This window comes from Nocardia uniformis NBRC 13702 (assembly GCF_001613345.1).
In the GTDB taxonomy this organism is placed as follows: domain Bacteria; phylum Actinomycetota; class Actinomycetes; order Mycobacteriales; family Mycobacteriaceae; genus Nocardia; species Nocardia uniformis.
Genome location: NZ_BDCE01000002.1, coordinates 1 through 13822, shown reverse-complemented (window position 1 = coordinate 13822; position 13822 = coordinate 1). Strand labels below are relative to the sequence as shown.

The following is a 13822-nucleotide window of genomic DNA, read 5'->3' as shown; positions in this document are numbered from 1 at the left end:
GTGGGCGTCCGCTTCGTCCTTGTACGTCGTCCAGCCGGGACGTGCTACAGGCAACGCCGGAGCGGAGGCCCGACCGCAATTGGTTGCACCCGGGTGTCGCGAGCTGGTCTGTCGCCCGCTCAGAGCACCCATGCCGCCCATCTCAGGAGAGTTTTCATGACCTCAGCGACCATTCCTGGTCTTCACGATGGCACCGCGCCCACCGAGCACAAGGAACTGCTTGCCTGGGTACAGGAGGTCGCAGAACTCACCCAGCCAGATCGCGTGGTCTGGACAGACGGTTCCGAGGAAGAGGCGGAGCGCCTCTCCGAGCAGCTCGTCGCCGCGGGCACCTTCAAGAAGCTGAACGAGGCGAAGAAGCCGAACTCCTACCTCGCGCTGTCGGATCCCTCCGACGTCGCCCGCGTCGAATCGCGCACCTACATCTGTTCGCACGACGAAGCCGACGCCGGCCCGACCAATAACTGGGTCGATCCGTCCGAGATGCGCGCCACCATGACCGAGCTGTACCGCGGATCCATGAAGGGCCGCACCATGTACGTGGTGCCCTTCTGCATGGGCCCGCTGGGCGCCGAGGATCCGAAGCTGGGCGTCGAGCTCACCGATTCCGAGTACGTCGTGGTGTCGATGCGCGTGATGACCCGCATGGGCGCGGCCGCGCTGGAGAAGCTCGGCACCGACCGCCCCTTCGTGAAGGCCCTGCATTCCGTGGGTGCGCCGCTGGAAGCGGGTCAGGCCGATGTGCCGTGGCCGTGCAATGACACCAAGTACATCACCCACTTCCCCGAGGACCGCGAGATCTGGTCCTACGGTTCGGGTTACGGCGGTAACGCGCTGCTGGGCAAGAAGTGCTACTCGCTGCGTATCGCATCGGCCATGGCTCACGACGAGGGCTGGCTGGCCGAGCACATGCTCATCCTCAAGCTGATCTCGCCGGAGAACAAGGCCTACTACATCGCCGCCGCGTTCCCGTCGGCCTGCGGTAAGACCAACCTCGCCATGATTCAGCCGACCGTCCCCGGTTGGCGCGCCGAAACTCTCGGCGACGACATCGCGTGGATGCGTTTCGGCGAGGACGGCCGCCTGTACGCGGTGAACCCGGAGTTCGGTTTCTTCGGCGTCGCGCCGGGCACCAACCACAGCTCGAACCCGACCGCGATGGCCACCATCGATGCGGGCAATACCGTCTACACCAATGTCGCCATGACCGATGACGGCGATGTGTGGTGGGAGGGTCTGGAGGGCCACCCCGATCACCTGATCGACTGGAAGGGTAACGACTGGTACGAGCGCGAGTCGGAAACCCTTGCCGCGCACCCGAACTCGCGTTACTGCACGCCGATGTCGCAGTGCCCGACGCTGGCTCCGGAATGGGACGACCCGCAGGGCGTGCCGATCTCGGCCATCCTGTTCGGCGGTCGACGCAAGACCACCATCCCGCTGGTGACCGAATCCTTCGACTGGCAGCACGGCGTTTTCATGGGCGCCACCATGTCCTCGGAGCAGACCGCCGCGGCCGAGGGCAAGGTCGGTACCGTGCGCCGCGACCCGATGGCCATGCTGCCGTTCCTCGGCTACCACGTCGGTGACTACATGGACCACTGGGTCTCGCTCGGCAAGGGCGCGGACGCGAACAAGCTGCCGAAGATCTTCTATGTCAACTGGTTCCGTCGTGGCGAGGACGGCCGCTTCCTGTGGCCCGGATTCGGCGAGAACTCCCGCGTGCTGGAGTGGATTGTCGGCCGTATCGCGGGTTCGGCCGAGGCCGAGGCCACCCCGGTCGGCAACGTCCCCTCCGCGGCCGATCTCGACCTCGAGGGCTTGGACGTGAATGCCGCCGATGTCGACGAGGCCCTGAAGGTCGATGTCGAAGAGTGGAAGCGCGAACTCCCCCTCATCGAGGAGTGGTTCGAATTCGTCGGCGACAAGCTGCCGTCCGGCGTTCGCGACGAGTTCGAGGCCTTGAAGCAGCGTCTCGGCTGACGCTCACCCAGCCTGAACGGCCCGCTCGCACCCACGGGTGCGAGCGGGCCGTTCGCGTGGGGTCAGGCTCAGAACCCCATCGGCATCAACACGGACTTCTGCTCGCAGTAGGCATCCAGGCCCTCCGGACCGCTTTCGCGTCCGATACCCGAGTTCTTGTAGCCGCCGAAGGGGGCACAGGGATCAAAGGCGTACCAGTTGATGGCATAGGTGCCGGTGCGCACCTTGGACGCCACCTCCACGCCGTGGTCGATATCGGTGGTCCAGACCGAACCGGCCAGCCCGTACTCGCTGTCATTGGCGATGGCGATGGCTTCCTCCTCGGTATCGTAGGGGAGGACCGAGAGGACCGGTCCGAAGATTTCCTCGCGGGCGATGGTCATGGTGTTTGCGATATCTGCGAAGACGGTGGGCTCGACGAACCATCCGCGCAGGCCGTCCGGGCGACCACCGCCCACGATCAGGCGGCCACCCTCGTCCTTACCTTTGGCGATATAGCCCTCGACCCGTTCCCGCTGCCGTTCGGAGATGAGTGGGCCGAGTGTGGCGGTCGGATCGCTGGGTTCGCCGGTCTTCATGGCGCGCACGGATTCCGCCAGGGCTTCGACAATCTCGTCATAGCGACTGCGCGGGGCGAGAATGCGAGTCTGGGCAACGCAGGCCTGCCCGCTGTTCATGAGTCCGGAGAAGGCGAGTTTCGGCATGCTGTCGGCGATATCCAAGTCCGGCAACAAGATTGCGGCAGATTTGCCACCAAGCTCCAATGAGCAGCGCTTGAGCTGACTTCCGGCGATCGCGGCAATCTTGCGGCCCACAGCGGTACTGCCGGTGAACGTCACCTTGTCCACATCCGGATGCGAAATCAGGTACTCGGAGACCTCGGTGTCGGCGGGCAGTACCGACAGCACGCCCTCCGGCAACCCGGCCTCGGCGAAGAGGTCGGCGAGCAGGTTGGCGCTCAAAGGGGTGAGTGGTGCGGGCTTGAGCACGATGGTGCATCCGGCGAGCAGTGCGGGAGCCAGTTTATTGACCGCGAGGAAGATCGGCACATTCCAGGCGATCACCGCCGCGACCACCCCGACCGGTTCACGCGATACCCGACTGGTGCCGAACATGCCAGTGCGAGTCTCGGTCCACGGGAACGACTTTCCGAGCCCGGCGTAGAAATCGAGGGTGGCCTTGGCGGGGAAATAATTGAGCGTATTGGCCGTCATGGCGGGTGCGCCCATTTCGGCGCTGAGGGCGTTGACCAGGTCTCCGACTCGCTGATCGAGCAGCTGCGAGACGCGGGCGAGCACCTCGGCGCGTTCTTCGGGCGCGGTGGCCGGCCAGGGCCCGCTGTCGAAGGCCCGCCGTGCGGCGGCGACTGCGGCATCCACATCGGCGCGGCCCACTACGGGCACGCTGCCGACGGTTTCGAGGGTGGCGGGGGAGATGACGGCGGTACGTCCGGCGGTTGCCGGGGCGGTCCACTCGCCGCCGATGAACAGGCTCTCGTAATCCATGAGAACACGTTACAGTTTCGGGTCGACGGTTGTATGGATCATGGTCCAGACTGGCGTCTCAGGTTATGTGAACAGCATGAAATTCACCTTGCCGGTAGCGGTTTCGTTTCACGGCCTTTCGCATTGTCTGCGCGGTTCGCAATTCGGTTTGCCCATCGGTGGCTTATGCTCACTGTGGATTTCGTCTCGGAGCTTTCTGCTCAATTGCTACAAGTTAGCTATTCTTTTCAACTGAGGTTGTCACCGCTCGTCTTCGGCAGGTGTGTTCAGCCGGGGGTGCGCTGAACCGACTCGCGAAAGGTAGGCGATGGCATGACCGATCTGGACTTCGAGGCTTTCGTTTTCCCGGAGATAGCGGACATTGCGCCGATATCCGCCAGTACACCACTGCAGCGGGCTGCGGGTAAGTTGCAGCGGGCATTGCCGCCGGGGTGGCGAGTCGAGGTCGTCGAGGGTCCGCGGCGGGATGGCCGGACCGGTCAACCGGTGCTGCGATTGGTCATGTCGGACAGCTGAGGTGCGAGAACCACACGCGCGCAATCGCTTCCGCATACGGATGGCTAACTTCAGGCTTTCCGAAAATCGAATTCCGACCTGTCGGTTCGTGTTTCGCTGAACGCACTATTGCATTCTTCGAGCGCGGCGAGCATGCTTATAGCAACCATGGATAGCTCGCTAGATTCATAAACCGTTATCGCGCAGGGGAGTCCGAGTCATGGCGCTGCAAGTGATCGATCGATCGTTGATGACCAGCGATCTCACGCCGCATCAGGCGAAAAGCGTCGGAATCGGGGGGTGGGTGGTGTCATTCCTGCCAGGGCGGACCCTCACGACCGAACAGGCGACCGCCGCATTGCAAGCGGCCGAAGCGGTAGCTGCGGTGAAGGCGTTCGCCGGACAGGTGGGGCTGACGGCCATGGAAACCGTGGGGCTCGCAACCCAGGAGTCACCATGGAGCGAACCCGAATGCGCCGGTGGATTAGGCCGACTCTGGCGTCGCGGGCAGCTCAACCGCTGATCGCTGGCTCGTCGCGGCGTTCTGCCCGGTAGCGGGCGCGCGTTTGGTGGCGACCACGACCAGATTGCTGACCAGCAACTCGCGCAGCGCGGGCACCCGGACGAGCCACCACGCCCAGCGCGGGTGATACCGCGGGAAGATCGCCAGAATCTCCACATCTTCGGGCACGGCGCGTGCCCACTTCAGTCCGTCGGCCGCGCTCACGGAGAACAGCGACTTCCCGAACCGGTTCTTCGGTTCCTTCCCCGTTCTGCGCAGATACCGCCGCGCCGCGTATTCACCGCCGAGGTAATGCCACGGACCGGTCTCGTGCCCGCCGAACGGTCCGCACCACACCGTGTACGACAGGATCATCAATCCGCCCGGTCTGGTCACCCGCATCATCTCGTCGGCCATTACCCACGGCTGCGGTACATGTTCGGCCACATTCGAGGAAATGCAGATATCCACAGCGTCATTGCGGAACGGCAGGGCCATTCCCGAACCGCGCACCGCCCCCGGTACCGACAGTCCGGCCGCATGCATTTCCGAAGGGTCCGGTTCGACCGGAATGTAGCGCGCACCTTCCCGGGCGAATTCCTCCGCGAAATACCCCGGACCGCCACCCACATCGAGGACCGTGGTCCCGCGTAGTGCCCGACCGGTCAAATCGCTGTAGAAATCGCGCACGAGCTGCGAGGTATCGACGGCCAGTCCCCCATAGAACACCGCCGGATCCGTCTGCTCGAATTTGAAACTGCCCAGCAACCGCAGGGACCGCCGCAAAGTGGCGCGATGGGCGAAGCGCGGACGGCGCGTCCCGATATGCGCGGCTCGAAGCATGGCAGCGAGTCTCGCACAGCGACCCGGTAGCGACATTGCCCGCCCATACCTATTCGCCGCCGTCGAGCCGCCAATAGGGGGCGGTTGGTTTGGTCGAGTGACCACTGACGGTCCGGGAAAAGGCGTGGGCAGTTAGGGTGGAGCCCGTTGTCTGTCTATTCCCGTGAGAACGACCTGGAGAAGCCCGTGCGTGAAGTGCTGCTGCTGTGCTGGCGCGACACCGGACATCCGCAAGGCGGGGGTAGTGAGCGGTATTTGGAGCAGGTCGGGGCGCATTTGGCCGCGCGGGGCGTGAAGGTCACCCTGCGGACCGCCGGATATCCGGGTGCGCCGAAGCGCGAGCGGGTCGACGGAATCGAGATCAGCCGGGCCGGGGGCCGCTACACCGTGTACCCGCGAGCGCTCGCCGCTATCGCGCTGGGTCGGTTCGGAGTCGGGCCGCTCAAGGGGCTGCGGCCGGATGCGGTAATCGACACGCAGAACGGGATTCCCTTCTTCGCCCGTGCCGCTGCCGCCGCGCCGACGGTGGTGCTGGTGCATCACGGGCATCGGGAGCAGTGGCCGGTGGCGGGCCGCCTGGTCGGACGGATCGGCTGGTGGATCGAATCCCGGCTGTCGCCACGGGTGCACCGCCACAACCAGTACCTGACCGTTTCCCTGCCGTCGGCGGAGGAGTTGGCCGCACTCGGCGTCGAGCAGTCGCGCGTCGCCGTGGTCCGCAATGGTGCCGAACCGGTGCCCGCGCAGGTGGCCGCCGGATCCGACGCCACCCGCACCGCACACCCGAGCATTGTGGTGCTGTCCCGCCTGGTCCCGCACAAGCAGATCGAGGACGCGCTCAATGCCGTCGCCACCCTGCGCCCGGGTATCCCGAACCTGCACCTGGACGTTATCGGCGGCGGCTGGTGGGCCGACAACCTGAAGGCCCACGCCCACCGCCTCGGTATCGCCGAAGCGGTCACCTTCCACGGCCATGTGGACGAAACCCGCAAACACGAACTCCTCGCCCGCGCCTGGGTCCACGTCCTGCCCTCCCGCAAGGAAGGCTGGGGCCTAGCCGTTATCGAAGCGGCCCAGCACGGCGTCCCGACCATCGGCTACCGCAGCTCACGCGGCCTCACCGACTCCATAGTCGACGGCGTCACCGGCCTACTGGTCGACGACCCCACCCAACTCACCGAAGCCGTCGGCGACCTACTCACCGAACCCGACACCCGCACCGTCCTCGGCGAAAAAGCCCGCACCCGCGCCCACGAATTCTCCTGGGAGCAAACCGGAAACGGCGTCTACGAGGTCCTGGCAGCCGTCGCCCGAGGCAACCGAGTCTCCGGTTTGGTCGCCACCGCAGCAGCGAACCAGTCCTAGCCGCAGCGTATTTCGCTCACGTGGGCTTCGCGCCGCTGACAGCGGTCGGCCGAGGTGATCGTGTCTTCGTCTTGTGGCCGCCGCGCCAGCGCACCATTCCTGAGCAGGTGGCCGGAAGTACCGCACGTTTCGCGACCGAACCGCCCCGTCATCGCGGCCCGGCCACATACACGCCGGAATGACGAAGGCGGCTGGGCGGCGAATCGGCCGCCGCGGATTCGGCGTCTTCGAGATCAGGTGGTGGATGGTTCTGTTGATGCCGATGGTTCCTGTGGGCGGTTGCGGTGGCGGGTGGGTGTGATCGCGGCGAGGACACCGGTGGCGAGGAGGGCGGCCCAGAGGAGGTGGGCGGCTCCGGCGGTGCGGCGGGCGGTGGGGGTGGCGTCGTGGTCGGTGATGGGGCCGGGGATGCGGTAGAGCTGGACGGCCGGGTCGGTGTAGACCGGGGTCAGTTGTGCCAGGGTGGTTTTCGATTCGCCCAGGGGGCCGGGGGTTTCGCCTTCGACCAGCACCCAGCCGACGCCGAGGCGGGCCAGGGCGGTGGGGGAGCCGCCGCGCAGGAGGAGCTGTTCGACCTCGCGGGCGCGGGCGCCTTCGCCGGTGACCGTCGCGCCCCGGACCGGTAGTTCACCGGTTTGCAGGACGTCGCGGGGGAGCATGCGGGGGGCGGGGTCGAGAACCGGAGCAGAACCGGAATAACGGAATTTGCGGAACATGCCACCGGGGAGGACCGCGATATCACCGGGGGTATCCACCAGGGTGGCGACGCGCTGCCAGCCGGGCGGGTAGTGCACTGGGCGCAGGGCTCCGCCGACGCCCCAGGCCAGGTCGGGCAGGGCGGCGATCAGCAGTGCGATGAAGAGCGCCGCGAGGTAGGGGGTCTTCGGACTGATTCCGGCGGTGTCGGTGGCCGATTCGAGCCGATCGCCGTTGGTTGCGGTTGTTGCGAGTTCCGTTGGGGCACTGGGCTCGTCGGTGCTCCCGGGTGCCGGATTTCGGTGCGCGCGAGATTCCGCCTCGGAATGCGACTGGGCGGGCATCCGACCGCGCCCGGCCAATTTCTCGGCGAGGACCCCACATCCGGCGGCCGCGCACAGGGCGAATGCGGGGACGGCGAGGGCCACATACTTCTGGGTGTCCCGAAGTAGACCCGCTCCGGGCACGTGGACAACGAGGAACTCGCCCGCCGCGAGTCCCCATCCGGTCGCCCCGAGAGCGGGCAGCACGATCGCGATAGCGGCCAGTACCAACAGAATTCGACGGACGTGCAGGGTATTGCGATCGCCTTCGGTGGCGACCCGGCGCAGGCCCGAGACCACCATGGTGAGCAGTATCAATGTCCCGATCAGCGCGAAAATCGTGGTGCGCGAGTCCGGTACCGCTGTGCTGTTCCAGATTCCACCCAATCCGGCCAGACTGCCGATCGTCCCCAGTCCGGGTTCGGCGCGGGCCGCGAAGGCCGCCACCCCGGCCGGATCCGACGGGTCGCCCCCGGCCCCGGACAGCGCGGTGGCTGTCAGCCACGGCAACGCCGTCGCCACCCACAGTGCCGCCGCCCCAATGAGATTGCGCCGCCCCACCAGCAGGAGCCCCGTCAATCCGGCGAGCAGCGAGCCGGTCGGTGTCAAACCGGCTGCGGCCCAACAGCCGCCGAGTATTGCCCACAGCCGCACCCGATCGAACCGGTCACCCGGCTCCGAATCTCGGTCGCCGCGCAGGCGATTGGCCAGCACCGCAATCCACGGCAGCGCCGCATACCCGGTCAGCAGACTCCAATGCCCTTGCAGGAGTCGCTCGCCGACATACGGATTCCACACCGCGACCGTGGCCGCGACCAGCTGCGGACCGAGCGCGACGCGAAGCAGTTCGCGCGCCAGTACCGCGGCTCCCCACCCCGCCAACCACAGCGCCGCCACCAGAATGGCCTTTACCAGGAATCCGCCATCGACCACCGACGACACCGCGGCGACGAGTGCGTCCTGCGGTACCGCCCGCGGCGCAGCGTCCCCTACGCCCAATGCCGCATCGGTCAGATACGACCGCGGCGTGCTGACCGCATCCCGCAACAGTAAGTACCCCGACCTCAGCAATGGCCCGAGCACCACAAGCGCCAGTGTCAGGCTGTACCCGGCGGGCACCAGCCCCAACCATTGCCGCTTGTTACCGACCGCTGTCACGTCCAGCACCCTACGTTCACCGCTGTGGGTTCGGCCGGAGCGCCCGACCGGAGGCGCGTGGAGTGGGTACGGTTCTGGCCGGGTGGGCGACCAACTGCTGTTCTCGGGGCCTACGTGGCCAAGTCGAGAGAGGGCGCTGCGGTTCCAGCGGTATTCGGGAGAAGCAAATGACAAATCAGTGTGGTGACGTCGTGTGCCGTACCCGACCCGGGCTCCCCAGTTGAGAGCCGTCATCTCCGCATTCCAGCCTGGCTGGCTGGCTGTGGTCCCGTTCCGAGACCACAAACAACAAGAACGAAGGAGACCGATCGGTCAGGGGGACATGAGGGCGGGGAGCACTCGGGCGTTGCCGCCACCATGTCCCCCTGACCGCGCGGTCTGTTCTCTGCCCAACTTTGCGGGGGAAGCTCGGGGTGGGGATGAGCCTGGTGGGGGCGGGTGGGAGCATTGCCGTTGTGTCCGCTGTACGCCGTCTGCCTGTTGTCGCGGATCTGACGTTGGTGACGGTTGGGGCGATGACGGCCAATGTGGCCGGGTATCTGCTGCAGCTGCTGGCCAGCCGGTGGTTGGGGGTCGGGGGATACAGCCCGTTCGCGAGTTTGATGGCCGTGCAGTTGTTGTGCGCTGTTCCGGCGTTGGCGTTGCAGAACGTGGTGGCACGCGAAGTTGTGCGGGGTGCGTCGGTGGGGGCGGCGCGTGGCGTGGCTTGGCGGTGTGCGGCGCTGGTGGCGGCGGTGGCGGTGCTGCTCGTGCCCGTGGTGAGTTCGGTATTGAAGGTGGGAGTGGGGGCTTCGGCGGCGGCGTTGGGGGCCGCGCCGGTACTGGTGCTGCTGTCGGGGGAGCAGGGGATTCTGCAGGGGCACAGGCGGTTCCGTGAGCTGGCCATGGTGCTCGGCGGGGCGGGGATCTTGCGGGTGACGCCGGCTGTCATTGTGCTGGCGGCGGGCGGCGGGACCGCTGCCGCACTGTGGGCCGCTGCCGCCGGTATCGCGGCGGCGAGTGTGGGCGCGCGGTTCGCGGCGGGAGCCGCTTCGGGCGGCCCTGATTCGCGCGGCATTCGGAGTGGCCCCGACCGGCCCGCCGACAGTCTCGGAACTCCGGGCGCAGCCGGGGAGTCCGCGAACGATACGGCCTGGGGTGTCGTACCCGTGCTCCGCGCGGCGCAGCTGCAAGCCGCACTCATGGCCCTGTCCTCCGCGGATCTGATCGTGTCCCGGATTGTGCTCGAAACCGATGATGCCGGGCGATACGCCCTCGGCGCGGTCGCCACCAAGATCGCGTTCTGGCTACCGCAGGCCGTCGGCGTGGTGCTGTATCCACGGATGGCACAGCCACAGCATTCCGCGCAGGCGATTCGATCGGCGCTCGCGGTGCTATCCGGGATCGGTGTGCTCGCGGTCCTCGGCGCGGCGATCGCCGCCCCACTCGCCCCACTGTTCGCCGGACAGGACTACGCCCCGGTGCAGGGCACGCTCTGGCTGTTCGCCCTCGATGGCGCGCTGCTCGCCGTCCTGCAGGGCGCGCTGCTATCCGCGATCGCGGCCGACCGCACCGCCCCGGCAGCCCTCACCTGGATAGGGCTGGCCGCCGGAATCACCGCCATGCTCACGCTTGCCCATTCCGTACTCGGGCTGATCACCATCGCCACCGTCACCGTGGCGATCACCACGGTCGTTATCGCGGCCATCGCGCTGAGCGCCACTCGGGTCGCACCGGCGGCGAATCGCCTGCACCGGGGGTGAACCCGGCATCGCCGCGGTCCGTCATCCCGGCCTGCTTTTGGCCGGGATCCACTTCTGCGGAGGTGTGGATTCCGGCCAAACGCACGCCGGAATGACGAGAGGGCACGCCGGAATGACGAGTGGGCGTCGGATGGGGAGGCGGCATGTCGGATGGGGAGGCGGCGCGTCGGATGGGGAGGCGGCGCGTCGGAATGACGCAGGCGGACAGGCGACATCGCCGATCTCGGTTTCGATCCCGGTAGGCGGATGGCACAGCTGCATGCGGGAGGGTGGCGAACCCCCAAGGGTAGGGGCATTCAGGGGGTAGTCCGGCGCGACCATTCCGAAAGCGAAGCGGCTCCCCACCTGTGAAAGGTGGGGAGCCGCTTCGATGTCAGTTCGGCCGATCAGGGCTGCTTATCGCTCTTGCTGATGTCGATCTGCTGGGTCGGCGCTTCCGAGAACGGCTGCCCCTGACCCGGATTCGGCGGCGTCTGACGCGGCGTACCCGTGCGGGCACCACCCGCCCGAGCCGGGGTACCCCGACTGCCGAACAGGCCGAGCACCAGGCCCGCGATCAGCGCGATGGCGCCGAGCACACCGAAGGCGATCGGCAGGACGCGACCGTAGACGGCCAGCTTGTCGATATTCTCCTTGGCCACCGAGATCTGCGATTCGACGGTGTTCTCGTCGAAGACGAGGTCGCCCTTGAGGACGGTCACTTCCGGCTTGTCGGCGCTGCGGGCGTAGTACTGGTGGATCTGCTCGCCACCCTTGACGACGGTACCGGTCTCGGGCTCCACCCACAGGTCGCGGACGTTGGTGTACCAACGCGACATGGTCACCGGCTCCTCGCCGCCTTCCACGCCCCACTTGGCGGCGGGCAGGGAGAGCTTATTGGCGGGGCTGTTGACCACGGTCGACAGATCGACGGGCGCGATGGACTGCTGGAAGTGGTAGACCTTCGTGCTGTTGATCTCGGTCTCTTCGACGAACTTGATGTCGTGGGTCTGCCGCGCGTTCATATCGAAGTAGGGGTAGTCCTTCTTCTCCGTGCCCAGCGGGAAGCGGTATTGCAGACCGACGTGCTGCACCGGATCCATCACGGTCTGACCGTTCTTGTCGACGGTGGCACCGATGGCGCCGTTCGGGCCGCCGTCCACCTCGTCGACCGGCTCACCGGTCTTGCGGTCCACGGTGACGCGGTCGATGGACGCGGTCAGCAGTCCGGTGTCACCCTGCTTGTCGGTGCGGCGCAAAGTCTGACCGGCCTGGATGGTCAGCACGTCGGCGCTGACCGGATCCTCGATGGTCACGAAGCGCTGCGAGAACAGCGGGACGCCGGTGTCGACCTTCGCCGAGCCCTCGGGCGAGGTCAGCGACGTGGCGTCGAGGACTTCGCCGGGCTTATCCGGCGCGGTGGTCGCTACAGTGGTGATCTCCAGGTCGAGCGGCGTCTTGGCGAGCTGTTTGACCGTGTAGGTGGGGATCATCACCGCAGCGACGAGCAGCAAGGCGCCCAACCCCACGAGTAGGCAGGCCACTGTCCTTCTGGTACCGGCACTCAGTGCCATGCGGGTTCTCCTCGTCGTCAAAACAGGTCGTTCCGGCGGTACTGCGGTCGCCGCGCAGCACGCGTGAGCCCCGACACTAACAGGCTGGTCTGCCCTTACGCTGTGCCGAGGCCGGAAATTCCCGCGAAACGGCCTTAAGTCAAACGCGGAGTGCTCACATATGGGCGGACAAGGCAGACTGGAGCCCTATGACCGCAACCCTGAACTCGTCCCCCGAACCGGCCCGGCCGGTCCGGTTCGGGGGGCATTCCACTGCCGCGGGGGATGCGATCGACCGGGATTCCGAACTGTCGGTAGCGAATACGCATAACACGCCGGTCGTCGCGGACCCCGGCACCTCCCGCCGCGTCGGCGGGTTCGTGCCCGCGCTGGAAGGTATGCGCGGTATGGCCGCACTCGGCGTGGTGGTCACTCACGTGGCCTTCCAGACCGGCGCGACGAGTATGCCGGTGCTCGGGCGGGTGTGGGAGCGCTTCGATATGGCGGTCGCGGTGTTCTTCGCGCTGTCCGGATATCTGCTCTGGCGGCCGCACGCCGCCGCCGCGCGTGGACTCGGCAGCTCACCGCCAGCCGGGCGGTATCTGCTGCATCGCGCGGCCCGAATTCTCCCCGCCTACTGGGTGGTGGTGTGCGCGGTCCTGATCCTGCTGCCCAGCGCAGCGCACACGGCGGGATTCCGGGTCTGGCTGTCGAATCTCGGTCTGACGCAGGTATTCGTACCGCTCACCCTGACCGATGGGCTCACCCAAATGTGGAGTCTGTCGGTGGAGGTGGCGTTCTACCTGTTGCTGCCGCTGCTGGCCTGGAGCGTGATGTGGTTGCGCGGAGCGCGGGCGCGGTGGCGGGTTCCGGTGGTGCTGACACTGGGTCTGGTGTGTCTCGGCTGGAATCTCCTGCCGGTGCCGACCCCGGAGGCCATTCACGCCGATAACTGGCTGCCCGGATATCTGCCGTGGTTCGCGGCGGGCATGCTGTTGGCCGAACTCGCCGACCTCGAGGTGCCGCGCCTGCGTCGGCTGGCCCGCAACCAGTGGATCCTGTGGTCGGTGGCGCTGCTGGCCATGCTGCTCTCCACCACCAACCTGGGTGGGCTGCCCGGCCTCACCCGCGGCGAGCCGTGGCAGTACGCCGTGAAGATGGCGCTCGGCATGGTCCTCGGCTTCGCCCTGCTGGCCCCGCTGGTGCTGCGACCGGATATTCGGCACCGCTGGCTGGAAAGCAGCGCCGCCGCAATCCTCGGCCGCTGGTCCTACGGCATCTTCCTCTGGCACCTGGCCGTGCTGTCCATAGTCTTCCCGGTCTTCGGCATCGTGCCGTTCCGCGGCAACTTCCCGCTGATCCTCGTCCTCACCATCGCCTTCACGATCCCCTTGGCCGCCGCGAGCTTCGCCCTCGTCGAAGAGCCGTGCCGCCGCTGGGCGCGCCGCCGCGTCGGCTGATCCCGTAGTCGGGACCCCCGGTCATGCAGGTCACGTCCCGCCATGCTGGCGTCTCCGGTTGTCGCGGTCGTCCTCGGCGGTCCTGGTGCCTCCGGTTGTCGCGGTCGTCCTCGGCGGTCCTGGTGCCTCCCGTTGTCGCGGTCGTCCTCGGCGGTCCTGGCGCCCCCCGTCGTCCCGGCCATGCCCGTCGTCCCAGCCAACCTCGTCATCCCGGCATG

The 13822-nt window shown here is 67.0% G+C and carries 10 protein-coding genes; 6 read left to right on the top strand and 4 right to left on the bottom strand.

Annotated elements, in window-relative coordinates:
• The first annotated feature begins 156 nt into the window (after nucleotides 1-156).
• Nucleotides 157-1983 (top strand): phosphoenolpyruvate carboxykinase (GTP), encoded by a 1827-nt coding sequence (locus tag NU1_RS00205; protein ID WP_067516054.1) that lies wholly within the window; start codon nucleotides 157-159, stop codon nucleotides 1981-1983.
• A 68-nt stretch (nucleotides 1984-2051) separates the two neighbouring features.
• On the opposite strand, the gene NU1_RS00200 is transcribed toward NU1_RS00205, so the two are convergent.
• The gene (locus NU1_RS00200; protein WP_067516052.1) at nucleotides 2052-3488 is read right to left on the bottom strand and encodes an aldehyde dehydrogenase; all 1437 of its coding nucleotides are present in this window, start codon (nucleotides 3486-3488) and stop codon (nucleotides 2052-2054) included.
• A gap of 312 nt (nucleotides 3489-3800) precedes the next feature.
• On the opposite strand from NU1_RS00200, the gene NU1_RS00195 reads away from it, so the two are divergent.
• Nucleotides 3801-4004: a hypothetical protein gene (locus NU1_RS00195; protein ID WP_067516050.1), complete on the top strand. Its 204-nt coding sequence runs from the start codon at nucleotides 3801-3803 to the stop codon at nucleotides 4002-4004.
• 199 nt (nucleotides 4005-4203) lie between these two features.
• Complete coding sequence (locus NU1_RS00190; RefSeq protein ID WP_067516049.1) at nucleotides 4204-4506, top strand: hypothetical protein; 303 nt, start codon at nucleotides 4204-4206, stop codon at nucleotides 4504-4506.
• Here the strand turns inward: NU1_RS00190 and NU1_RS00185 are convergent.
• On the bottom strand, nucleotides 4468-5328 hold the full coding sequence (locus tag NU1_RS00185) for a class I SAM-dependent methyltransferase (protein WP_084520840.1): 861 nt from the start codon (nucleotides 5326-5328) through the stop codon (nucleotides 4468-4470). The genes NU1_RS00190 and NU1_RS00185 overlap by 39 nt on opposite strands.
• Nucleotides 5329-5514: 186 nt before the next feature.
• Between NU1_RS00185 and NU1_RS00180 the strand changes: the two genes are divergently transcribed.
• A complete protein-coding gene (locus NU1_RS00180) occupies nucleotides 5515-6693 on the top strand; it encodes a glycosyltransferase family 4 protein (protein ID WP_067516103.1) in 1179 nt (392 codons plus the stop codon).
• 233 nt (nucleotides 6694-6926) lie between these two features.
• On the opposite strand, the gene NU1_RS00175 is transcribed toward NU1_RS00180, so the two are convergent.
• Nucleotides 6927-8870 carry an MmpA family trehalose lipid delivery protein gene (locus NU1_RS00175; protein ID WP_174565927.1) on the bottom strand — a complete coding sequence of 648 codons (1944 nt, stop codon included), beginning with the start codon at nucleotides 8868-8870 and terminating at the stop codon, nucleotides 6927-6929.
• 515 nt (nucleotides 8871-9385) lie between these two features.
• On the opposite strand from NU1_RS00175, the gene NU1_RS00170 reads away from it, so the two are divergent.
• Nucleotides 9386-10612 (top strand): polysaccharide biosynthesis protein, encoded by a 1227-nt coding sequence (locus NU1_RS00170; protein WP_245719883.1) that lies wholly within the window; start codon nucleotides 9386-9388, stop codon nucleotides 10610-10612.
• Between the two features lie 386 nt (nucleotides 10613-10998).
• On the opposite strand, the gene pgfA is transcribed toward NU1_RS00170, so the two are convergent.
• Nucleotides 10999-12165: a cell envelope lipid trafficking protein PgfA gene (pgfA, locus tag NU1_RS00165; RefSeq protein WP_067516048.1), complete on the bottom strand. Its 1167-nt coding sequence runs from the start codon at nucleotides 12163-12165 to the stop codon at nucleotides 10999-11001.
• Nucleotides 12166-12353: 188 nt separating this feature from the next.
• Between pgfA and NU1_RS00160 the strand changes: the two genes are divergently transcribed.
• On the top strand, nucleotides 12354-13604 hold the full coding sequence (locus NU1_RS00160; RefSeq protein WP_084520839.1) for an acyltransferase family protein: 1251 nt from the start codon (nucleotides 12354-12356) through the stop codon (nucleotides 13602-13604).
• Nucleotides 13605-13822 lie beyond the last annotated feature (218 nt).